Genomic DNA, 23196 nt, shown 5'->3' with positions numbered 1-23196 from the left:
CGTTAACCCGAGAAACAACTGATGTGCGACGACCGGCCCGGTATTTCCATGACTGATACTCAGACAGCGGTAAGTTGCGGCAACTGTTCGGTCAGGCGTCTGTGCCTGCCCGCCGGCCTCTGCCAGGGCGATATCGACAAACTCGAGCAGATCACGCGCAAGAAAAAGATTGTCAAGGCCGGCGAGCCCCTGTACCGCGCCGGCGACGCCTTCTCGAACCTCTACGCGATCCGCTCCGGCAGCTTCAAGTCGGCCGTGATCGCCGCCGACGGCGACACCCAGGTGACCCATTTCGCCCTGCCCGGGGAACTGCTGGGGCTGGATGCCTACAGCGGTCGCTGCCACCCCAGTTACGCCGAGGCGCTGGAAGACAGCAGTGTCTGCGTATTGCCCTTTTCCCAGTTGGAGGGACTGGCGCAACAGGTACCGGCGCTGCAGGCGCAGATCTACAGCATCTTCTCCGAGGAGCTGAAACAGGAGAACAATATCCTGATGCTGCTCGGCAAGCGCTCCGCCGACACCCGCCTGGCGGCGCTGCTGATCAATATTTCCAGCCGCTACGCGCGCCGCGGCTATTCCGCCAGCCGCTTCGTGCTCTCCATGCCGCGCACGGATATCGCCAACTACCTGGGGCTCACCGCGGAGACGGTCAGCCGGCTGTTTACCCGTTTCCAGAAGGAAAAGCTGGTTCGTGCCAGCGGGCGCGAGGTGGAAATCCTCGACCTGGTCAGTCTCAGTGAACTGGCCGGCACCCACTGCAGTTACGACGGCGACAACTGATCTGGCGCGGGGCAGCGGCCTTGCCGCTGTCGCTGCCCCTCGGCTGCCCCTCGGCTTAGGCGAGCCAACTAGCTTTCAAGTATGCGCCGGGAATGTCGGCCGGTCTCCGCGGTCGGCGTCAGCGGATTTCGCGGGCTGTTTCGCTAGCGGCTGTGCCAGCCACTCCAGCGCCTCATCGGACTCCTCGAAATACCGCACCTCGCCGCTGACGAACCAGGCGGCGATGTGCGTGGCAATTTCCTGCCATTTCTCGTCGCCGAGTACCGCAACCCGGGCGAATTCACTGCCGTGTTTCAGGCCCAGCTTGAAGTCGTCCCAGGCCGCGCGCAGTTCCCAGCCCTCGAAGTCGCGCGCATCGATCAACGCCTTTATGCGCGGCTCCCGGACGCCCTCCAGGGCCGACTCCAGCAGCGGGGTCAGCCGTTCGTAATCCTCGTGCGTGAGGCGGCCGATGGCCTTCAGATAGAGAAAGTAGTCGGAGCCGGTGCGCTCGATACCGATTGAGATGCCGTGGCGCTTGATTTTCATGGTCCCTCCTTGGGAATTGGGGTTGTGATGTCAGGACTTGCCCGGTTACGCGAATGCCGTCGCCGGGATCGGTGCTTCCGTCAGGTACTCGTGCACGGATTCGTAAATCTTCCTGGTGCCGTCGTCGAACACCGGGTCCCGCAGCTCGGCAATTTGTGCGCGGATTGTGTTCCAGTCCCCGGCGTCCAGATACTGTTCCAGCTGCGGAAATATGGCCCGGTTTTCGAGCGCCATATGGTCGCGCTGCAGGCGCAGATAGTGATCGGCGGCGTCTACCAAAATGCGTCGCTCCACGGCGGCATCGTTGGCGACCGCGTAAAAGAGCGTGCCCATATTCCTGGTGGCGGCGGCGATCCGCTCGTGCTGCATTTGCGCCCGGTAAACGGCATCGCGGTCGTGGATGGGCTTGGTCAGCAGGCGGGCGAACACCAGGTCCTCGACGGGGTGATGCCACTTGTCGGGGTAGATCGAAAAATAATCCAGGGCGTCGAGCATCTGGGGCAGCGTGGCCGGGTCGCGATCGCGCCTGCCGAGCTGCTGCAGCAACCGCTCAAAGATGTCGAGCAGCTGCTGCATGTGTTTGTGATCGCGGCAGAGCTGCCGGTAGATCCTATCCATCGCAAACCTCCATCGAATGTCCCATGTGAACATTGTTGTCGTACCGGGGGAGGGTGGCTTGACCTGGATCAAGCCGGGTGGGGATTGGGCTGGCGGCCGGGCTATTTGTGGTTGGCCAGGGCGGCATCACTGTCGTGACCATGTGGACACTATCAGTCTGGTGGCCGGGCCCAACTCCGGGGGGCTGCAGCATCCTGGCCGGGTATCGGGCAGGCATTTGGAACAAATGTTTAGCGACGGTTGTCACAGGATGCCTTTCGACGGATACCGCCCACCTCTGTGACTCGGTAACTGGTCGGCGGGTATCAAGGCGGTTAGAATCCGCGCAACCATTTTCTCGGAACAACAATATTGGGGATTTCCTATGCGTAAGATTGCAAAAGGTGTAGCTGCACTGGCGCTGGTTTGTTCTTCTGCTGCCTCAGCCGAAGGTGCCTATTGGGGCGCGACCGTCGGCCTGATGGATATCGATCAGGGCAACGTCGACAGCCCGTTCAACGTGGGCCTGCGCGGCGGCTATAGCCTGCCGTCCGGTTGGGGCTTCGAGGCCGAATATACCAACTCGCTGATCAGCGGTGATGCCGATGTATTCGACGGCGATGTGGATGTGGACGTGCAGACCCTGGCGGGCTACGGCACCTACCGCTCCTACGGCGACCTTTACTTCAAGGGCCGCCTTGGCCTGCTGTACGAAGACGTTTCCGTCGGTCGTTTCAGCGAGGACGATACCGGCATCTCCCTCGGCGCCGGTGTGGGCTTCAACTACAGCCCGAACACCAATGTCGAGCTGGAATACACCATGATTGAGGAAGATATCGGTTTCTGGTCCGGCACCGTGACCCTGAACTTCTAAATCTCCCCTCTCTGCGACGCGGTCCAGTCCGGATATCCTACGCGGGCTTGTGACCGCGTCGTCATATCTGCGCAGGCCGAATTTCCTTGGTGTACAATGCGCGCCTTTCTATAGTTTCACCCAGTCTGTACTCAGCCCGCATTACCGAGGGAACACCATGTTTGATTCATCAGTCACACTTGCCTCCTACGACCCGGATATCTGGGAAGCCATCCAGGAGGAGGATCGCCGCCAGGAAGAGCACATCGAGCTGATCGCCTCCGAGAACTACACCAGCCCGCTGGTGATGGCGGCCCAGGGCAGCAGCCTGACCAACAAGTACGCTGAGGGCTACCCGGGCAAGCGCTACTACGGCGGCTGCGAGTATGTGGACAAGGTCGAGACCCTGGCCATCGAGCGGGCCAAGCAGCTGTTCGGCGCCGACTACGCCAATGTGCAGCCGCACTCCGGCTCCCAGGCCAACTCTGCGGTCTACATGGCGCTGTGCGCCCCGGGCGATACCGTACTGGGCATGAGCCTGGCCCACGGCGGCCACCTGACCCACGGCGCGCGGGTGAACTTCTCCGGCAAGATCTACAACGCGGTGCAGTACGGCCTGAACCCGGAGACCGGCGAGGTGGATTACGAGGAAGTCGAGCGCCTGGCGCTGGAGCACAAGCCGAAGATGATCGTGGCCGGCTTCTCCGCCTACAGCCGCGTGATGGACTGGGCGCGCTTCCGCGAGATCGCCGACAAGGTCGGCGCCTACCTGTTCGTGGACATGGCCCATGTGGCCGGCCTGGTGGCCGCCGGTGAATACCCGTCGCCGATTCCCCACGCGGACGTGGTGACCTCCACCACCCACAAGACCCTGCGCGGTCCGCGCGGCGGCATCATCCTGGCCAAGGCTAACGAAGAGATCGAGAAAAAGCTGAACAGCGCCGTGTTCCCGGGCGGCCAGGGCGGCCCGCTGATGCACGTGATCGCGGCCAAGGCCGTGTCCTTCAAGGAGGCCATGAGCCCGGAGTACAAGGCTTACCAGAAGAAAGTGGTGGAAAACGCCCGCGCCATGGCCGAGACTTTCCTCGACCGCGGTATCAACATCGTCTCCGGCGGTACCGACGACCACCTGATGCTGGTGGACCTGATCGGCAAGGAGTACACGGGTAAGGATGCAGACGAGGCCCTGGGCCGCGCCAACATCACCGTGAACAAGAATGCGGTGCCCAACGACCCGCGCTCGCCGTTCATCACCAGTGGTCTGCGCGTCGGCACCCCGGCGATCACCACCCGCGGTTTCGGCGTCAAGGAGACCCAGCAGCTGACCCACTGGATCTGCGACGTACTGGACGCGCTGGAGAAGGGCGACGCCGAGGCGACCATCAATGAGGTGAAGCAGAAGGTGCTGGATATCTGTGCCCAGTACCCCGTATACAAGGGATAGTCCGGTCTACAAGGGCGGATCACTGACTGCGCGAAACAGGCGGCTCAATCGAGCCGCCTTTTTTATATCCCTGCTCTGCACCGGCGAGCTGAGTTGCCCTTCACCCGCTCCAACCGTCAGGCCAGGTTCCGGATAGGTCCAAAGCCCCTGTTGTCACTGAAATCCGAACATAAATTCGTTTTTTGGTACCGTATGTGTAAAATGGCGCAGTTAATATTTCAAATTCTAATAAATAATTAGATCTTTATTGCGAAATATTGTCGGCGACAAGCGCCGGCAAGTGCCGGGATGCGTGTCGTGGCGCGCATCTTGCTGTTCTAGACAGCGGCCCTGCGGTTTTTGGGTCCAAAACTCAAAGACTGTAGGAAAAATAACAATGAGAAGCCGTAAATCTCTCTCGCCCATCGCTGGTCTTATGCGCCGCCTCCGCGCAGCGCAGGAATTGTCCGAGAGGACCGGCATTTCCGCCGATGAGAGTCTCGATATCATCAACGAAGGCGCCAAGCATCGCGGCGGCGGTGACGCCATCGACGGGCGCCGCCGGTTCCTGAAGCAGCTGGGCTTTGGCGCCGCCGCGCTGGGAGCGGCCGGCGCCGCCAGCACCGTATCCCGCCCGGTACAGGCCGCGGCCGGAGGTGCAACCGATCCCGGCCGTGTGGCTGTCGTTGGCGGCGGTATCGCCGGACTGCGTTGTGCCCACCGCCTTTACCAGTACAACGGCACCCGCTGTAAAGTGTTCGAGGGCAACACCCGGCTCGGCGGCCGTGTGAACACCAATCGCACGATTTTCGGCCGCCCGGTCGAGCGGGGTGGAGAGTTGATCTCCACCGAGCACACCTATGCCCGCAATCTCGCCAGCCAGCTGGGCCTGGACATAGAGGACGTCAACGGCAACGCGGTGCCTGGCGGCAGTGAGCTCTATTACGTGAATGGCCAGCAATACACTGAGCACCAGCTCAATGAGGAGTGGCGCCAGGTCTACAAAATCTTCAAGAAGACGCAGCAGGACGCGCCCTGGGTGCCGACCTTCGACAGCCACAACGCCATGCACAGGGATCTGGATTATATCGACGTGAATAGCTGGCTGGATGTCGTCGGCATCGGCGCAAATTCCAATATGGGCCAGGTGTTTCAGGCGGATGTGGTTGCGGAGTACGGCGTGCAGCCGGAGGATACGACGGCGCTGAACCTGATCTACCTGCTGGCCTGGAACCCCGTCAATACTGCCCTGCCGCTGGCGGGTACCGATGAGCGCTTCCGCATCGTCGGCGGCAACGATCAGCTCGCCGCCCGCATGGTGGAAGAATTGCCGGAAGGCACGGTGGAGACCGGCCGCAAGCTGGTGGCCATCAAGGGGGACATCCTGGGGCCCTATACCTTGACCTTCGACGACGGCTACGAATACGTCTGCGATCGGCTGGTGCTGGCGCTGCCATTCTCCATGCTGCGCGACGTGGATATCGAGCCGCGCCTCTACAACGCCTTCCGGCCTCAAAAGCGCATGGCGATAGAGCGAATGGCGTTTGGCAGCAACGGCAAGATGGCCGTCCACTGCGCCACCCGTCCCTGGGCGCAGCCGCAGGTCGTGAACGGCCAGCAGTTCACCCCGAACGGTGTCACCTACGTGGGGCGCCCGGAGCTGTTTGATACCTGGGACTCGACCTCTGTCAGCGGCACTGTCGACGGCATCCTGGTGGACTTCTTCGGCGGCGACTACGGCAAACAGATCGGCGGCAACAAGCCTTTTGCGGCGCCGAGTGGCCAGGATCTCAGCCACTTCTTCGGCATAGTGGACCAGGTGTTTCCGGGCACCAGTGCCGCCTTTAGCGGCAAATCCATGCTGTCCAAGTGGGCCGCCAACCCCTGGTCCAAGGGCTCCTACTCAACCCAGACGTTCGGTGACTACACCGAGTGGTGGGGGGCTCAGGGGTTGCGGGAAGGCAATGTGTTTTTCTGTGGCGAGCACACCGAGCTGGAAACGTTTGGCTATATCGATGGCGCCATCAGCACTGGTGAGCGCGCGGCGCAGGAGATCCACCAGGCCTGATCACTGTGCGGGCGCCCGATCGCGGGCGCCCGCGGCATGACTTGGAAGCGAGAACATCATGCGAGCATTCAAACGGCTGCTTTGCCCCCTGATGTTGGTTTTCACCGCGCAGTTGGTAGTGGCCCAAGAGCTGCATTTTGCCAACTGGTCCCATTACATCGGCGAAAACACCATCGCCGATTTCGAGGCGGAAACCGGCATCAAGGTCCACTATTTCGAATTCGACGATATCGAAGAATTGGAGCAGGTGTGGATCAATGAGGGGCGCCGCTTCGACCTGATAGTGCCGGGTTCTGACAATCTGGCCGGCTATATCGAAGCCGGCTTGCTGAGCCCGCTGGAGAGAGGCCGCCTGCCGCGCTGGTCCGCCAATGACCCCCAGTTTATGGAGCGGTTGCAGGGCTCGGATCCGCAGAACCAGTACGCCTTTCCGTACCTGTGGGGCACGGTCGGTATCGGCTACAACGTGGAGGCGGTGCGCGAGGCGTACGGCGGCCGGCTGCCGGAAGACAGCTGGGATCTGCTGTTCGATCCGGAAAATCTCGGCAAACTGGCCCATTGCGGCGTCACGCTGATGCGCTCGCCGGAAGAGATTTTCGACGTGGGCCTCAAGTATCTCGGCAAAGAGCCCAACAGCATGAGCGTTGCGCACCAGTATATGGTGGCCAACCTGCTCGCCAGAGTGCGTCTGCACGTGACGGACTTCGATTCCGGCGACTATGTGGAAAACCTGGCCGACGGTAAGCACTGTATGGTGCACGGCTGGAATGGCGATATCCTGCAGGCCCAGCAGATGGCGCGCGAAGCCGGCAAGCCGTTTGATATACGCTACATCATGCCCGGTGAGGGCTTCCCGCTGTGGATCGATGTGGTGTCCATGCCGGCGAATGCGCCGAACAGGGACGCGGCCTACAAATTCATGGACTATCTGATGCGCCCCGAGGTGATCGCGCAGGTCTCCAATGAAACGCAGTTCGCCAATGCCAATCTCGAGGCGCGCGGGCTGGTCGACGAAAAGCTGCTGGCCAACCCCATCGTGTACCCGGATCCCGCCGAGCTGGGCAACACCTGGCTCGCCAAGCCGACCAAGAGCCATGTACTGGCCCTGCGCCACAAACTCTGGAACCGCATTATCGAGCGCGAAGCGCTGTAAGCGTCTCCGCGCTTCTCGACCCGGGCCGCGCCCGTACCCGGTGCGGCTGTGGTAAACTGCGGCCCATTTTCATACCCTCAGGGCCTATCCCCCATGCACTGTCCTTTCTGCAGCGCAGAAGAAACCAAAGTGGTCGATTCCCGCCTGGTGGCCGAAGGCGACCAGGTGCGCCGCCGGCGCGAGTGTCTTGAGTGCCACGAGCGCTTCACCACCTTCGAAACCGCCGAGCTGCTGTTGCCGCGGGTGATCAAACAGAACGGCCAGCGTGAACCCTTCAACGAGGAAAAACTGCGCGCGGGTATTCAGCGCGCAGTCGAGAAGCGCCCGGTCAGCACCGAGCGGGTGGAGTCGGCGGTGTCCCACATCAAGCACGCCCTGCAGGCGACCGGCGAGCGCGAACTGCCGGCCCGCGCCATCGGTGAGCTGGTGATGGAGCAGCTGCGCGAGCTGGACCAGGTGGCCTATGTGCGCTTTGCGTCCGTGTACCGGCGCTTCGAGGATGTCAGTGAATTCAGTGAGGAGATCGAGCGCCTGACCAGCAAGGGGGCTGCCCCGCGATGAGCAGTGCCCAGGCGATGATGGCGCGGGCCATCCAGCTGGCGGAGCGCGGCCTCTATACCACCATGCCCAACCCCCGTGTCGGCTGTGTGATTGTCGACAGCAGTGGCGAGATCGTCGGTGAGGGCTGGCACAGACGCGCCGGTCTGCCCCACGCGGAGATCGAAGCGCTGAACGCTGCCGGCGCGCTCAATGGTGGGCAGGGGGCCCGCGGCGCCACCGTCTATGTGACCCTGGAACCCTGCAGCCACACCGGCCGCACCGGCCCCTGCGCCGATGCGCTGATCGAGGCCGGGGTGGCAAAGGTGGTCTACGGCATGCAGGATCCCAATCCCGCAGTGAGCGGCGAGGGGCTGCAGAAACTCAAGGATGCCGGTATCGAGGTCGAGGGCCCGCTGCTGGAGGAGCCGTGCCGCGCGCTCAACCCCGGTTATATCAAGCGCATGACCCTCGGCTTGCCGCTGGTGCGCTGCAAATCGGCGATGAGCCTGGACGGCCGCACCGCCATGGCCAGCGGCGAGTCCAAATGGGTCACCGGCCCCGCGGCGCGCGCCGACGTGCAGCGTTTGCGCGCGCGCAGCTGCGCGGTTGTCACCGGCGTGGAGACGGTGCGCTTCGACAACCCCAATCTGAACGTGCGCGCCGACGAAATGGCGCTGGAGCTGCTGGCTGGCGAGCAGGCGGATCTGGCGGCAGTGATACAAGAGGTGCAGCCTCTTAGAGTGATCGTCGACAGCCGGCTGCGCACGCCGGCGAAGGCCTTTATTTTGCAGGGTGACGCCCCCACATTGGTGGTCACCACCGAGCGGGCGGACATGTCCCGCCGCGAGCGCCTGGAAAAGGCCGGTGCCGAAGTGCTGGTGCTGCCGGCGGATAAAGACGGCCGCGTGGACCTGCTGGCGCTTCTCGAAGAGCTGGCGCGGCGCCAGTGCAACGAGGTACTGGTGGAGAGCGGCGCCACCCTGTCCGGCGAGTTCCTATACCGCGGCCACGTGGATGAGCTGATCGTCTATATGGCGCCGAAACTGCTCGGCAGCACCGCGAGGCCGCTGTTTGAGCTGCCAATCGAGCGTATGGGCTCGGTACTGCCGATTACCATTACCGATATGCGCGCCGTCGGCCACGACTGGCGCATTACCGCCACGACGGATATCGAGAGATAGTGCCGGGGGTTGTAAGTGTTTACTGGAATCATTGAAGCCATCGGCACCATCGCCGAACTGCAGCCCAAGGGCGGTGATCTGCGTGTGCGGGTGAAAACCGGCAAGCTGGATCTGGCCGATGTGCAGCTGGGCGACAGCATCGCCACCAACGGTGTCTGCCTGACGGTGGTGGATCTGCCCGGCGACGGTTACTGGGCCGACGTATCTTCCGAGACACTGGCGGTGACCACCGTCGGCGGCTGGAAGCTCGGCGACAAGGTGAACCTGGAAAAAGCATTGACCCCACAGACCCGCCTCGGTGGCCACATTGTCAGCGGCCATGTGGATGGCATCGGCGAAGTGGTGTGGCGCAAGTCCGAGGCGCGCGCCGAGCGCTTTCGCCTGCGCGCGCCGGACAACCTGGCGAAATATATCGCCCACAAGGGCTCGATTACCGTCGACGGCACCAGCCTCACGGTCAATGCCATCGACGGCGCCGAGTTCGAACTGACCATAGTGCCGCACACGCTGCAGGAAACGGTGATGGACAGCTATCGCGCCGGTACGCGCGTCAATCTGGAAGTGGACCTGATCGCGCGCTATCTGGAGCGGCTGCTGCTCGGCGACAAAGCCGCGGAGCCGCAAAGCGGTGGTCTGACGGTGGAATTCCTGGCCCAGCACGGTTTCTACAAGGCGTGATCCGGCTTCGGGGCGGCCCTGCTACCGGGTGGCCCCTTGCGGGACACGCCGTGAATACATCCCTGTAGGCTTGTCGGCCGGGTCCCTCCGGCCGACAGTCCCGCAAGGGGCCACCCGGTATCAGGGCCTTCGCATCACGTTGTGGGGCCGCTTACCGGCGACCAACAAGAGAGATTTATGGAACTCAATACGGTTGAAGAACTGATCGACGATATCCGCCAGGGCAAGATGGTGATCCTGATGGATGACGAGGACCGCGAGAACGAGGGCGACCTGGTGATGGCGGCGGAGCAGGTGCGCGCCGAGGACATCAACTTCATGGCCACCCACGCCCGCGGCCTGATCTGCATGCCCATGTCGAAAGAGCGCTGCGAGCAGCTGGACCTGCCGCTGATGTCGCGCGACAACGGTGCCCAGTTCAGCACCAACTTCACCGTCTCCATCGAGGCGGCCGAGGGTGTCACCACCGGTATCTCCGCCGCCGATCGCGCGCGCACGATCCGCGCCGCCGTGGCCAGAAATGCCAAGCCCAGCGATATCGTCCAGCCCGGTCATATCTTCCCGATCATGGCGCAACCGGGTGGCGTACTGAGCCGCGCCGGCCACACCGAAGCGGGCTGTGACCTGGCGCGCCTGGCGGGCTTCGAGCCGGCGGCGGTGATCGTCGAGATCATGAACGAAGACGGCACCATGGCGCGCCGCCCGGATCTCGAAACCTTTGCCAAAAAGCACAACCTGAAGATCGGCACCATCGCCGACCTGATCAACTACCGCGCCCTGAACGAGAAAACCGTCGAGTGCACCAACGAACGCAAGGTGCACACCCAGTACGGCGAGTTCAAACTGCGCACCTACCTGGACAAGGCCCGCCGCGAACGCCATTTCGCCTTTATCAAGGGCCAGCCGACGCCGGAGGAACCGACCCTGGTGCGCGTGCATGTGGCCAGCACGACGCGCGACCTCTTCACCCTGCGCCGCGGCGACGAGAAATTTGCGCCCTGGACGCTGCACCGGGCGATGAAGAAAGTCGCCGAAGAGGGCAAGGGCGTGGTGGTTGTTATCTGTCACAACGAGACCACCGAGGAAATCGAGGAGGGTATCGACTGGCTGATCAGCGGCAAGCAGCAGCGCCCCAGCCAGGATCTCGTCTACAAGCAGGTGGGCACCGGCTCGCAGATACTGCGCGACCTGAAGGTGCGCAAGATGCGCCTGATGAGCGCGCCGTTCAAATTCAGCGCCATCTCCGGTTTCGATCTGGAAGTGGAAGAGTACCTGAATGCTGACCAGGACTAAGTGAAGGAAACATCATGAGCAAAATCAATGTAATCGAAGGCGATTTCGTCAACAGCAAGGGCAAGTACGCACTGCTGGTCAGCCGCTGGAACAGTTTCGTGGTCGAGAGCCTGAAAGACGGCGCGCTGGACACGCTGCGCCGCAAGGGCATCAAGGACGAGGACATCACCATCTACTATGCACCGGGTGCGTTCGAGTTTCCGCTGGCCGCACAGAAGCTGGCCGAGACGAAAAAATTCGATGCGATCATCGCCCTGGGTGCGGTGATCCGCGGCGGCACGCCGCACTTCGAGTATGTGGCCGGCGAGTGCACCAAGGGCCTGGCCCAGGTGTCGCTGAACAGCGGCATTCCGGTGACCTTCGGCGTACTGACCGTGGACTCCATCGAACAGGCCATCGAGCGCGCTGGCACCAAGGCCGGCAACAAGGGTTGCGAAGCGGCGGAAACCGCGCTGGAGATGGTTTCGCTGCTGGGCAAGATTTAACGCTGGGAGCGCCGAGCCCCAGCTCGGCAATGCGGGCATAGCCCGCACCGTGGTTTAAGCATTTTTACTTTGGGGCGGCCCTGTGGCCCGCAAGCCGAGCTGGGGCTCGGCGCTCCCGGGATCGCGGCCATGGGCCGCTCCTATAGGGCAATCATCGGATTAGACAATGACAGTAACCGCATCCGCGCGCCGCAAGGCGCGCCACTTCGCCATGCAGGCCCTCTATCAATGGCAGATGGCCGGCGCCAGCCTGAATGCTATCGAGGCCGAGTTCCACGCCGACAATGACATGAGCAAGACCGACGTGGCCTACTTCCGCGAGCTGTTCCACGGTGTGGCGAAAAATCTCGACGTCGTGGAGGGTGCCTTTGCCCCGCACCTGGACCGCAAGCTCGACGACCTGGACCCGGTCTCGCGCGCGCTGCTGCGCATGTCCACCTACGAACTGCAAAACCGCGTCGACGTGCCCTACAAGGTGGTGATCAACGAGGCGGTTGCGCTGGCGAAAAAATTCGGCCCCACCGACGCCTATAAATTTATCAACGGCATACTGGACAAGACCGCGGCGGACCTGCGCGCGACCGAAGTCGCCGCGGATAAGCAGCAGTAGCGGCGGAAAAGTACGGCCGAGATGCGCACCGCTCCGGGCGAGTTTGAGATTATCCGCGATTACTTCGCCGGTGCGCCGACCGGCGAGGGTGTAGTGCTCGGTATCGGTGACGACTGCGCGCTGCTCCAGCCACCGGCACAGGGGCTGCTCGCCACGTCGGTGGACACCCTGGTCGCCGACCGGCATTTTCCGGCCGATGCGCACCCCGCGGCCATCGCCGCGCGCGCGCTGCGGGTCAACCTCAGCGATCTGGCGGCGATGAATGCGCGACCGCTGTGGTTCACCCTGGCGCTGACGCTGCCGCACAGCGACGCCGACTGGCTGCGGCAGTTCGCCGACGGCCTTCTTGAGACCGCCAGGACCTACGGCGTGTCCCTGATCGGCGGCGATACGACAGGCGGCCCGCTGTCGATCACCATTCAGGTGATCGGCAGCAGCAATGCGCCACTGCGGCGCGATGGCGCCGGTGTCGGCGATGCGATCTATGTCAGTGGTCCGCTCGGTGCGGCCGCAGCGGCCCTGCCGGTGGTGCTGGGGCAGAAGATGGTCGGCGAGCGCGACAGAAGTGACGCGGAGCGGGCTTTCTATTATCCCGAGCCGCAGCTCGCGACTGCCGCTGCCATAGGCCCGCTCGCCAGCAGCGCGCTGGATATCTCCGACGGCCTGCTGGCGGATCTCGGCCATATCTGCGAGGCGAGCGGCGTCAGTGCGGATATCGATTTGCACGCGCTGCCGGTCGCGCCGCTGGCGCGGCGGCTTGCCGGCGAGCGGGCGCTGCAGCTGGCCGCCTGTGGCGGCGACGATTACCAGCTGTGTTTCACCGTGCCGCAGGCGCGCATGGCGGCGCTGGAAAAGCTCGGTCTGGATGCGGTGCGCATAGGCACCGTTATAGAGGGGCCGCGTGAGGTGCGCTGCTGGCTGGACGGCGAGCGCTGGCTGTCCGAGTCCGCCGGCTACCAGCATTTTTGATTTTATTTCGTCGTAGGAGCGGCCCATGGCCGCGATAGGTCTGTGAAATAAACCACTACCGATCGCGGCCAACGGCGGAGGGCCGCCCCGCCGCTCCTACAGGGATACTGTTAGATACCCAAAATGAAACAGCCAGCCTTTTCAGAATTGTTACGCGATCCGACCCTGCTGCTGGCCTTCGGCTTCGGCTCCGGCCTGTCGCCCAAGGCGCCGGGCACCTTCGGCACGCTCGCCGCGATACCCTTCTGGTGGCTGATGCAGGGGTTGCCACCGCTCTGGTACCTGGCAATCGTCATCGTGGCGGCGCTGGTGGGTTTTTACCTGTGCGGCGCGGCGGCGGAGAAGCTCGGCGTGCACGATCACGGCGGCATTGTCTGGGACGAGATGGTGGGTTACTGGCTCACCATGTTTATGGCGCCGGCCGGCTGGGGCTGGGCGCTGTACGGCTTCCTGCTCTTCCGCCTGTTCGATATCGCCAAGCCGCAGCCGATCCGCTGGGCCGACCGCCGGGTGCACGGTGGTGTCGGCATTATGCTGGACGATATACTGGCTGGCATATTCGCGGCGCTGGTATTACAACTGACCGCGCTGGTAATTGGATAGGGACAGCCGATGCGCAATCTTCTCCTGTTCACACTGAGCCTCGCCTTGTCGGTCGGCGCTGCGGCGCAGCAGGTGCAGCTGAAAGCGCTGTTTGGCAGCAGCGCCATGCTCGAAGTCGACGGTCGCCAGCGGTTGCTGAAAGCCGGGCAGAAATCTCCGGAAGGCGTGCAGCTGCTCGAGGCCACCAGCGGCTATGCGCGCGTGCTGATCGACGGCCGCGAGCGCAAGCTGACCCTGGATGCGCCCGTGGCGGCCAGCTATGAACAGAGCAGCCGCGCCGAGGTCCGTTTGACCCCGGACGGCCGCGGCCACTACAGCACCAGCGCCTGGGTCAACGGCCGCAGCGTGTCGATGATGGTGGATACCGGCGCGACCAGCATCGCCTTCAACTATCCCACCGCGCGCCGCCTCGGCCTGAACCTGGAGCGCGCCCAGCCCATCCAGGTGTCGACCGCCAACGGCATTGCGCGGGCCTACAAAGTCAATCTCGACAGCGTCACCATCGGCGGTATCAAACTGCACAATGTGGATGCCACGGTGCACGCCGACGACTTTCCCCAGATCACCCTGCTGGGTAACAGCTTCCTCGGTCGGGTGGATATGGAACAGCAGGGCGGCGTACTGATACTGCGCGCGCGGCATTGAATGAAGAGGTATTAAGTTGACCATTCGCTATGTGGAATCCTCCAAACTGCCCACTTCCTGGGGCATGTTTGCCATGCACGGCTTCGAGGACACCGACGCCGGCAAGGAGCACGTGGTGCTCACCATGGGAGATATCGACACGGACGAGCCGCTGCTGGCCCGCATCCACTCCGAGTGTCTGACCGGCGATGCGCTCTTCTCCCTGCGCTGTGACTGCGGCGCCCAGTTGCAACACGCGATGCACCGCATCGCCATGGAAGGGCGCGGGGTGATTTTTTACCTGCGTCAGGAAGGTCGCGGCATTGGCCTGCTGAACAAGATCCGCGCCTACCATCTGCAGGACTGCGGCGCAGATACGGTAGAGGCCAACGAGCAGCTCGGCTTCGGCGCCGATATGCGCGACTACTCGATACTGAAGGCGATGGTGGATCACCTGGGCATCAAGTCGATCCGCCTGATGACCAACAACCCGCGCAAGGTAAAGGCGCTGGAGGAGCTGGGCATAAACGTCGTCGAGCGGCTGCCACACCAGACCGGGCGCAACCCCCACAACATCGAATACCTGTCCACCAAGAAGGGCAAATTGGGGCATCTGTTCGACGAGAACAACGAAGAGCAGGGGTAATCCACACAATTTTTTCTGTAGGGCGAACCTTGTGTTCGCCCTTTTTTGTTGTGGGTTCCGTGGTGCTTTGTTCCCACTTGGTGGCGGCAAAGCACTGGGTGCGCCATTTCAAAACCGGGCTAGGCGCCCCCCTTAAATACATCCCTGGACCCAAAGCACTCGCTGCGCTCGCGGGGCCGGCCCTACGCTCCGTCGGCGACATCCCTGTCGCCGACGGTTTTGAAATGGCGCACCCAGCACTTTGCCTTCAATTTTAATGGCCAGACGTTGTAAGCAAACATTAAAAGGGCCAGTTTTCTCCATGCGATAAGCGTCATGCGAAGGTCCTGATGCCGGGGGCCTTATGCGGGACTGTCTGCGAGAGGGACCTCGCAGACAAGCCCCCAGGGATGGGTTCACGGCGTGTCCCGCATAAGGCCACCGGTAGCAGGGCCGCCACCACAGAAACTACAGCGTGCAGAACAAAAAAGGGCGAACACAAGGTTCGCCCCTACGGATTGGCAAGTCCCTCTTTAATCCCACAGCCAGGAAAATCTCCCCTCGCCGCGACGCCGCTCCACAAACACTGCGGTGCTGCGTCCGGGTAGGGTGAAGGTGCCGCTATCGCGGTCGAAGTTCACCGCGCGCAGGCGCACGTCGGCGGAGAGCAACTGTCGCGGGTGCTGATGCAGTCGGATACCGCGCAGGCTGTCGTGGCTAAACTCGACGCTTTCGTCGTCGCCGTTGAACAGCACCAGTACGCGCTCGTAGCGGCGGTCGATCTCACCCTGCGGATCGTGCAGCTGCATCGCGATCAATCCGGGAACCTGCTCCGGGCCGGTGTTGAGGAAGCTCAGGTGCTTCTCCACCGCCGCGGCGCTGGTCAGACGGAACAGCGGCGAGCTGTTGCGGATCGCCAGCTGCTCGCGGAACAGATCGATGCTCCACAGCCGGTGCCACTGCTGCGGCGCGAGCGCCGGATCGGCCAGCAGCGGCTGCATCAGCGGCCACTTGTCCTCGTTCTTGTCGGCGATCGGCAGGCCCGCACCCCAGTTGCCGGTGGCGAAGCTGAAGTCCAGCGCGTTGAACCAGTCACCGGAGTTGTAGCTGTCGCGGTCCATCGACTTGGAACGCAGGAATTCCTGCCCCGCGTGGATAAACGGAATCCCCTGGGCGAACAGTACCAGCGAGTTGCCGAAGGCCTGCATGCGCACCCGCTCCTCCAGCGAGGCAGTGCTGTTGGCCTTGATCTGGATACCGTCGAACAGGGTCTCGTTGTCGTGGGCGGCGATATAGTTGATCGACTCCTGCGGGTCGGCGGTGTAGCCGGTGGGCTGGCCGTTGTAGATCAGCTGGCTGCCGGTAATCGCGTTGCCGTAGGCGTTGGTCAGCGGGAAGTCGGCCAGGTTGCCGGCCAGCGAGATGCGCACCTTGTCCGCCAGCGTCAGCAGGGTCGCGCGCTCGTCCCTGCCCTCGAACTTGCCATTGGAATCGGTAAACAGCCCCGTGCCGAAGCCCTGTTCCTCGTAGCCGCCAAACGGATTGCCGCCGCGCACCGAGTCGCGCAGGCGATCGTTGAAGGTGCCCACACCGGTGCCGGCCATTCTGGACTGGCGCGCCTGTACGAAGCGGGCGTCGTCGGCCACCTCGCCGAAATTCCAGCCCTCGCCGTAGAGATAGATACCGCCGCCGTCGACACCGTCCCGCTCCGGCGTCAGCGCCTGCAGGGCCGCCCTGGTGTTGAGGATATTGTCGCGGCTGTGGTGTCCCATCAGGTCGAAGCGGAAACCGTCCACCTTGTAGGCCCTGGCCCAGGTGAGCATGGAATCCAGCATCAGCTTTTCCATCATCGCGTGCTCACTGGCGGTGTTGGCACAGCAGCTGCTCATCTCCACGTCGCCGTCGAGATTGCGGCGGTGGTAGTAGCCGGGCACGATCTTGTCGAGCACGGATTTGTCGTACTGGCCGTAGGAGCTGGTGTGGTTGTAGACCACGTCCATCACCACCCGCAGGCCGGCATGGGACAAACCCTGCACCATCTCGCGGAATTCGCGGATGCGCGCGGTGCCGTCCGGGTCGGTACTGAAGCTGCCTTCCGGCACGGTAAAGTGCAGCGGGTCGTAGCCCCAGTTGAAGCCGTCGCTGTCGCGCACGGCGTTGACTGCGGCCTGCTGCTCACTGCTGTCCGGTGCGAATAGGGACAGGTCCGGTGTCTGTACCTGCTCGGTCCGTTTCTCGTTGACGGTGGCGAAGTCGAAGGCCGGCAGCAGATGCACATGCGTCAGGCCGGCGCGGGCCAGGCCAGCCAGGTGGCGCATGCCGCGGCTGCCGCGTTCGGCAAAGGCGGCGAAGGTGCCGCGCGCGTCTTCACGGACGCTGTCGTCCTCGATGCTGAAGTCGCGCACGTGCAGTTCGTACAGGCTGATGTCTTCCGGATTCTCCAGCGCCGGCTTGCGCAGCCGGTCCCAGCCGCGCGGTTTCAGGTCGGCGTCGTCGAGGTTGACGATCTGGCTCTTGCCGCTGTTGACCGACAGGCTCAGGGAGTAGGGGTCGGTGACCAGATTGGTTTCCATCCGGCGCGTGAAGTAGGAATAGACCTCGACTTCGTAGAGGTAGAATTTTCGCTCCCACTGCTTGTCTGTGACTGCGGACCAGACACCGCTGTCGGCGTCGCGCGTCATCGGCACCACCATATCCGCGGCGCTCTGCGCGGCGTCACCGAACAGGTGCAGCTTCACCGAGCGCGCGGTCGGCGCCCACAGGTCGAAGCGAATGGCGGAGTCTCCGACCCGCGCGCCCAGCGCGCCGCCGTAGTAGAAGCGGTCGTCGAGGGCACCGGCCAGTTGCACACCGGTCGCGTCGCGCACTTTGCCGTCACTGTCATAGAGCACCAGTGCCAGTTGCTGCGTCACCAGATCGCCGATAGCGGGGCTGCCCGCGGGCAGCTTGAAGGCGGAGAAAGAGGCCAGGTGCGGGAATTTCTGCTGCACCGTATCGGCGAGTTCCGCATCGGTCTGCAGCGCAATGGCATCGCCGCCGCTGACGCCGCCGGTCTCCAGTTTCAGGCTGGCATCCGCGCTGTAGTGCAGTTTGACGGTATCGCCTTCGCTCGGGGAGATGTTCCAGGCAAATGTATCGCCGTCGACCCAGTGCGCCCTGTCCAGGCCCAGGTCACCGCGGGGAATCCCGTCGCTGCTGACGACGACCTGTTTGCTGGCGCTGTCGAAGGCGAAATAGATTTCGTCGTGATCCGCGGCCACGGTGAAAGACACATTGTTGCCATAGCTGCCGTAACTCTCGCTCCAGCTTTCGTTCAGTGCCACCTTGAACTCGTAATTGCCGGCGGCGATCCTGTCGGTGACAAACGTATAGATACCGTCACCGTCGGCGTCCTGCATCCAGCTCTGCAGGCAGTCCGGCTGCCAGTCGCCGGGACAGCCCAGCTGGTACTGAAAGTTGCCCGCCACGGTGGCGATGGTGGCGTTGAGGTTGTCGGCGATCCAGTGGGATTCGTGGTCGTAAATAAATTTTACTTCGCGCCCGGCGGATAGATTGAGGGGAATATTGGCGCCGTTACGCCAGCCGCCGAGACCGTAGTTCTCATCCCAGCTGGCGTTCAGCGCCGCCTTGTACTCCCAGCTGCCGGCGGGAATAAAAAAGCTGCCCTGCCACTTGTCGTCGCTGCTGTCGTAGCCGAGCATGGTGGCGGCGCATTCAGGCTGCCAGTCTCCGGGACAGCCGAGCTGACTCTGTATAGTGCCGGGAATATTGACCGCCGAAGGTGCCGGTGTGTCGGCGGCCAGCGCCGGCAGTTGCGCGGCACAGAAGAGGCCGCCGAGTAGAATTCGCGCCCAGGTGTCCAGGTGACAGGCGCGCGGGTGAGAGGGTTTTATCGATCGCATTTTATGTGCCCCGTTGTGTCGTTATTTGGTGGGGTACGGCATACATCTCCCGCGCGCTCATTGAAGCGCAGTGGTTTTTCGTGGGCATCCCACCCCCGGGAGGCGGAGTCGCCATGTGCGGGTGGTCGGCTAACAAGCATGCGCTCTGTCACAAAATTTTTATAAAGGCGTCACGGAGCGGCAATCTGGCGGGGGCATTCTTATCCTCGAGTAAAGAATGCAGCGGAACTAAAAGTTGTGTCTATACTCCAACAATCTGGTTGTCGCGGGTCGAGAAAGGTGATGCACTCGCTGCAATCGGGTTATGAAGGCCGGCTCTAAGCCGGCTTTTCTTTTTGTGTGCGGCTGGTGCCGGCGACGACACATCCTGCGCCGTTTCTCCTGACTGCCGATCTGCTCGACGGGAGAAATGGCGCTTGCACACTGCCGGCCGCGCTGCTAGATTCGCGCCTAAATATTCACCAGCGGAGGACTCCAGATGATTGTATCCATCCTTCGCCGGGCCTCTCAGCTCTAAGCTGTCCCAGCCCGGCGACCATCCTAACCGTCGGGTTTCCCCAAACCGGAAGCCTCGTTGACCGCCTTGCCGCGGTTGTAATGCGCAATGTGCGCCCTGAGGATTTTAACCTTGAGTAAATCACTGATTTCCCGCCGCCCGAGAATCGGGCGCGGTGGCTCCGCCGTGCAGTCGGCTGGCGAGCGCCAGTTGTCATCGCTGCAGCGCCTCGGCTGGAAGCCATTCTTTCAACAGCAGCTCTCACTCGCCGAGCTGGGCGAATGCGAAGTGGTGCGGGTAATGGCCGTGCACCGCAGTCAGCTGCAGGTCGCCGGCGAGCGCGGCGAACAGCCGCTGCCCGTTACACCGGTACTGCTTGCCGAGGATATCGAACAGCGCCCCACGGTGGGCGACTGGCTGCTGCTGGAGCGCGAAAGTGGCAAGTTTGTGCGTCGCCTGGAGCGCAGCAGTCTGTTCCAGCGCATGGCCCCCGGCGCCAGACAGCTGCAGCTGATCGCCGCCAATGTCGACAGCGTGCTGATCGTGTCCTCCTGCAATGATGACTTCAACCTGTCGCGTATCGAACGCTACCTGGCGCTGGTGCGCGAAGCAGGTTCCCGGCCCTATCTGGTGCTGACCAAGGCCGATCTGTGTGCCGATACCGCGGCCTATACCGGGGCCATGCAGGGTTACCGCGATCTGCCGGTAGCGCTGGTCAACGGCCTGGACGCGGACAGCGTGGCGCAGCTGCGCCAATGGTGTCTGCCCGGTGAAACCATTGCGCTGCTGGGCTCTTCCGGCGTGGGCAAGTCGACCCTGCTGAACGGCCTGGCCGGCCAGCAGCTGGCAGCCACCGCCGCGATTCGCGAGGACGACAGCAAGGGGCGTCACACCACCCGCCACCGCGCGCTCTATCCGCTCGCTGCGGGCGGCCTGTTGCTGGACAGCCCGGGTATGCGCGAACTGGGGCTGGCGAACGCGGAGCAGGGACTCGCCGCCACCTTTGACGACATCGGGGCTCTTGCGCGCCGCTGCCGCTTCGCCGACTGCCACCACGATTCGGAACCCGGCTGCGCGGTGCAGGCGGCGATCGATTCCGGGGCGCTGGACGAAAGGCGCCTGCACAACTGGCGCAAGCTGGAGCGGGAGATAGAGCGCAACAGTCGCACGCTGGCGGAACAGCGCGCCGGCGACCGGGCCCTGGGGCACTTCTACCGCGAGGTACAGAGCCACGCGCGGGAGCGCAAGCAGCGCGGCGACTGATCCGGCCTTCCCCTTGTAGGAGCGGATGGCCGCCCCGCCGCTCCTACAATAGGGGTGGAGGCAAGATATGGCCGAGATCTATACCGAAGCACCGGAAATCGTCGCGTCCAGCTGGCTGAACACGGCGGGGCCGCTCGCGTTGCGCGACTTGCGCGGCAAGGTGGTGCTGCTGCACGCCTTCCAGATGCTGTGTCCGGGCTGCGTACTGCAGGGCACCCCGCAGGCCGCTGCGGCGGCGGAGTGTTTTGCGGGGGAGCCCTTTCAGGTCATCGGTCTGCACACGGTGTTCGAGCACCATGCGGTGATGAATCTGTTGGCGTTGCAGGTCTTTGTCAGGGAGTTCCGCCTGGAGTTTCCGATCGCCGTCGATCAGCGGGCGGAAGACAGTCCGGTGCCGGTGACGATGCAGGCGCTCGGCTTGCAGGGCACCCCCTCACTGGTGCTGATCGACAAGAACGGCTTGCTGCGCTTTTCCCATTTCGGGCGCTTGAGCGATATGCAGCTCGGCGGGATGGTGGGGCAGTTGCTGGCGGAATAGCGCCGGCCAGACTGGACGGCGCCTGAAGGAACAGAAAGGGAGGCGAACGCTGTGTTCGCCCCTCTGTGCTTTTACCGCCCGGAAACCCCGCCGAGTGCGACCGGTTTCGGTTGGGCCAGTGCCGAACCGCCGCTGCGTGCGTCGATCCAGCTGTTCATACGCGCTTCCAGGACATTCAACGGCAGGGCACCGGCGCCCAGCAGTTCGTCGTGGAAGGCGCGGATATCGAAGCGGGCGCCAAGCTGCAGTTCCGCCTTGGCGCGCAGTTTCTTGATCTGCAACTGCCCCAGCTTGTAGGCCAGCGCCTGGCCCGGCCACACCAGGTAGCGGTCGATCTCCACCGTCACATCGTGCAGCGGCTTGGCGCTGTTGTTCATGAAGTACTCGATTGCCTGCTCGCGGCTCCAGCCCAGCTGGTGCATGCCGGTATCGACGACCAGGCGCACCGCGCGCCACATATCGTAGGTCAGGGCGCCGAACTCGCTGTAGGGATCCTTGTACAGGCCGAGGTCGTAGCCGAGGCTCTCGGAGTAAAGGCCCCAGCCCTCGACGAAGGCGGTGTAGCCGCCGAGGCGGCGCAGCGGGTGAATGTCCTGCTGCTCCTGCGCCAGCGCTATCTGCAGGTGGTGTCCGGGCATGGCCTCGTGGACGGTCAACGCCTCCATCTCCCACTTCGGGCGGCTCGGCAGGTTGTAGGTGTTGGCGAAGAAGACACCGGCGCGGCCCGCTTCACTGGAGCCCGGCTGGTAATAGGCCGTGGTCTGGGATTTCTCCGTATAGCTGGGGATGGGCTTCACGCCGTAGGGCAGGCGCGGCAGCGTGCCGAACAGGGCCGGCAGCTCGCCGTCGATGCGCTTGGCGATATCCCGGTAACCGCTCATCAGTTCTTCCTTGTCGGTGTAGTAGAACTGCGGATCGGTGCGCAGGAATTCGGTGAACGCCTTGAAGTCGCCCTGGAAACCGGTCTTCTGGATGATCTGGTCCATTTCGCCGCGGATGCGCCGCACCTCGGCCAGACCGATGCGGTGAATTTCTTCCGGGCTCAGTGTGGTGGTGGTGTTATCGCGCACCTTGTGGGCGTACCAGCGCAGGCCGTCGGGCATGCTGGTGAAGGCGGTGTCCACCTTGGCAGCGGGGATATATTCGCGCTCGACAAACTCCGCCATGCCCTGCCAGGCCGGCACCAGTTCCTTGTGATACAGCGCGTAGACTCGGCTCTGCAGGCGGCGCTGTTGGGCGGCGGGAACGCCGTTGGGCATTTCGGCAAAGGCTTTCAGCAGCGGGCTCTGTTTCGGATCCGCGGGGACCAGTGCGCGGATCTGTTCCGGCAGGTCGCGCAGGGTGATCTGCGGTGGGGTGATCTTCTTCTCCAGCCCCTCGCGCATCAGCGCCTGGGTCTGGGCAACCAGCGCGGGCAGCTTTTCCAGTCGGGCCACGATAGTCTCGTAATCGGCGACTGTGCGCCTGGGCATGCTGTTCAGCACGCCCGGCACGTTGCGCTGGATGCCGTCCATATGGCTGACCGGCAGCAGGTGGTCCGGGAACTGGAAGCCCTTCACTTCGGAAAGCAGGTCCTGGTACAGCAGCTGATAGTCCAGTTGCTGCGCCTCCGGCAGCTCGCTCTCGCGGATATGGCGGCTGGCGGCGAGCATGCGACGCGTCTGTTCCCGGCGGCGCTGGATGCCGTCTTTCGAGGCGTCGGTCCAGCGGCCATTGACCCCGGGGTAGCCCTGGTAAGTGGCCCAGCCCGGGAAGCTCTCCATGGTCCAGCGGTAGCGCAGGTCCTGCAATGCCTTCAGCTGCTGGCTCGCGTCTTTTTTGGGCAGGGCGTCGAAGGCCTTATCAAAGGCCTTCTCTTCCATCGCGGACGCGCTGGCGGCGGCCAGGCCGATGGCGGCGGTAAGGCCCAGCGCCGCAACAGGATTTTTTCTGAATAAGGACATGGTCCCCCCGCATTCGAATGCAAAAATAAATACAAAAAAAGGGC

The 23196-nt window shown here is 63.2% G+C and carries 21 protein-coding genes; 17 read left to right on the top strand and 4 right to left on the bottom strand.

Translation table 11 applies throughout. The features are described 5' to 3' along the window. Nucleotides 1–48 precede the first annotated feature (48 nt). The gene (fnr, locus tag RRF64_RS08865; protein ID WP_323845475.1) at nt 49–780 is read left to right on the top strand and encodes a fumarate/nitrate reduction transcriptional regulator Fnr; all 732 of its coding nucleotides are present in this window, start codon (nt 49–51) and stop codon (nt 778–780) included. A gap of 75 nt (nt 781–855) precedes the next feature. Here the strand turns inward: fnr and RRF64_RS08860 are convergent, their stop codons facing one another. Further along, on the bottom strand, nt 856–1308 hold the full coding sequence (locus RRF64_RS08860; protein ID WP_323845474.1) for a SpoIIAA family protein: 453 nt from the start codon (nt 1306–1308) through the stop codon (nt 856–858). A 45-nt stretch (nt 1309–1353) separates the two neighbouring features. Beyond that, on the bottom strand, nt 1354–1926 hold the full coding sequence (locus RRF64_RS08855; RefSeq protein WP_323845473.1) for a hemerythrin domain-containing protein: 573 nt from the start codon (nt 1924–1926) through the stop codon (nt 1354–1356). 364 nt (nt 1927–2290) lie between these two features. Here RRF64_RS08855 and RRF64_RS08850 point away from each other — a divergent pair, with 364 nt between their 5' ends. The 14 genes from RRF64_RS08850 to ribA all read left to right on the top strand — a co-directional run bounded on the left by RRF64_RS08850 (nt 2291) and on the right by ribA (nt 15031). Then, nucleotides 2291–2779 (top strand): outer membrane beta-barrel protein, encoded by a 489-nt coding sequence (locus RRF64_RS08850; RefSeq protein ID WP_323845472.1) that lies wholly within the window; start codon nt 2291–2293, stop codon nt 2777–2779. Nucleotides 2780–2936: 157 nt separating this feature from the next. Further along, nucleotides 2937–4202: a serine hydroxymethyltransferase gene (glyA, locus tag RRF64_RS08845; protein ID WP_323845471.1), complete on the top strand. Its 1266-nt coding sequence runs from the start codon at nt 2937–2939 to the stop codon at nt 4200–4202. A gap of 442 nt (nt 4203–4644) precedes the next feature. After that, nucleotides 4645–6249: a flavin monoamine oxidase family protein gene (locus RRF64_RS08840; RefSeq protein ID WP_323845470.1), complete on the top strand. Its 1605-nt coding sequence runs from the start codon at nt 4645–4647 to the stop codon at nt 6247–6249. Between the two features lie 58 nt (nt 6250–6307). Continuing rightward, nucleotides 6308–7402, top strand: coding sequence for an extracellular solute-binding protein (locus RRF64_RS08835; RefSeq protein ID WP_323845469.1), 1095 nt, complete (start codon nt 6308–6310; stop codon nt 7400–7402). Between the two features lie 93 nt (nt 7403–7495). Further along, nucleotides 7496–7963, top strand: coding sequence for a transcriptional regulator NrdR (gene nrdR / locus RRF64_RS08830; RefSeq protein ID WP_323845468.1), 468 nt, complete (start codon nt 7496–7498; stop codon nt 7961–7963). Then, a complete protein-coding gene (gene ribD, locus RRF64_RS08825; protein ID WP_323845467.1) occupies nt 7960–9123 on the top strand; it encodes a bifunctional diaminohydroxyphosphoribosylaminopyrimidine deaminase/5-amino-6-(5-phosphoribosylamino)uracil reductase RibD in 1164 nt (387 codons plus the stop codon). The genes nrdR and ribD overlap by 4 nt, the downstream gene beginning before the upstream one ends. 15 nt (nt 9124–9138) lie before the next feature. Further along, nucleotides 9139–9801 (top strand): riboflavin synthase, encoded by a 663-nt coding sequence (locus RRF64_RS08820; protein ID WP_323845466.1) that lies wholly within the window; start codon nt 9139–9141, stop codon nt 9799–9801. Nucleotides 9802–9978: 177 nt separating this feature from the next. Then, nucleotides 9979–11094 (top strand): bifunctional 3,4-dihydroxy-2-butanone-4-phosphate synthase/GTP cyclohydrolase II, encoded by a 1116-nt coding sequence (ribBA, locus tag RRF64_RS08815; protein ID WP_323845465.1) that lies wholly within the window; start codon nt 9979–9981, stop codon nt 11092–11094. A 14-nt stretch (nt 11095–11108) separates the two neighbouring features. Continuing rightward, nucleotides 11109–11579, top strand: a complete 471-nt coding sequence (ribH, locus tag RRF64_RS08810; RefSeq protein WP_323845464.1) for a 6,7-dimethyl-8-ribityllumazine synthase — start codon at nt 11109–11111, stop codon at nt 11577–11579. Nucleotides 11580–11745: 166 nt separating this feature from the next. Continuing rightward, nucleotides 11746–12189, top strand: a complete 444-nt coding sequence (nusB, locus tag RRF64_RS08805) for a transcription antitermination factor NusB (RefSeq protein ID WP_323845463.1) — start codon at nt 11746–11748, stop codon at nt 12187–12189. A 21-nt stretch (nt 12190–12210) separates the two neighbouring features. Continuing rightward, nucleotides 12211–13158 (top strand): thiamine-phosphate kinase, encoded by a 948-nt coding sequence (thiL, locus tag RRF64_RS08800; RefSeq protein ID WP_323845462.1) that lies wholly within the window; start codon nt 12211–12213, stop codon nt 13156–13158. Between the two features lie 123 nt (nt 13159–13281). After that, complete coding sequence (locus RRF64_RS08795; RefSeq protein ID WP_323845461.1) at nt 13282–13761, top strand: phosphatidylglycerophosphatase A family protein; 480 nt, start codon at nt 13282–13284, stop codon at nt 13759–13761. Nucleotides 13762–13770: 9 nt separating this feature from the next. Beyond that, entirely contained in the window at nt 13771–14406 is a 636-nt protein-coding gene (locus tag RRF64_RS08790) for a retropepsin-like aspartic protease family protein (RefSeq protein WP_323845460.1), read from the top strand. A gap of 16 nt (nt 14407–14422) precedes the next feature. Next, complete coding sequence (gene ribA / locus RRF64_RS08785; RefSeq protein ID WP_323845459.1) at nt 14423–15031, top strand: GTP cyclohydrolase II; 609 nt, start codon at nt 14423–14425, stop codon at nt 15029–15031. Nucleotides 15032–15543: 512 nt separating this feature from the next. Here ribA and pulA read toward each other — a convergent pair. After that, entirely contained in the window at nt 15544–18912 is a 3369-nt protein-coding gene (pulA, locus tag RRF64_RS08780; protein WP_323845458.1) for a pullulanase-type alpha-1,6-glucosidase, read from the bottom strand. Nucleotides 18913–19540: 628 nt separating this feature from the next. Between pulA and rsgA the strand changes: the two genes are divergently transcribed. Both rsgA and RRF64_RS08770 read left to right on the top strand, forming a co-directional pair. Continuing rightward, entirely contained in the window at nt 19541–20671 is a 1131-nt protein-coding gene (gene rsgA / locus RRF64_RS08775; RefSeq protein ID WP_323845457.1) for a ribosome small subunit-dependent GTPase A, read from the top strand. A 67-nt stretch (nt 20672–20738) separates the two neighbouring features. Next, nucleotides 20739–21209 carry a redoxin family protein gene (locus RRF64_RS08770; RefSeq protein ID WP_323845456.1) on the top strand — a complete coding sequence of 157 codons (471 nt, stop codon included), beginning with the start codon at nt 20739–20741 and terminating at the stop codon, nt 21207–21209. Between the two features lie 71 nt (nt 21210–21280). On the opposite strand, the gene RRF64_RS08765 is transcribed toward RRF64_RS08770, so the two are convergent. Further along, nucleotides 21281–23152, bottom strand: a complete 1872-nt coding sequence (locus RRF64_RS08765) for a DUF885 domain-containing protein (protein ID WP_323845455.1) — start codon at nt 23150–23152, stop codon at nt 21281–21283. Nucleotides 23153–23196: the final 44 nt, after the last annotated feature.

This window comes from Microbulbifer magnicolonia (genome assembly GCF_035117725.1).
Taxonomy (GTDB): Bacteria; Pseudomonadota; Gammaproteobacteria; order Pseudomonadales; family Cellvibrionaceae; genus Microbulbifer; species Microbulbifer magnicolonia.
Note: the sequence above shows the minus strand (reverse complement) of the source record. Positions and strands in the feature narration are given on the sequence as shown.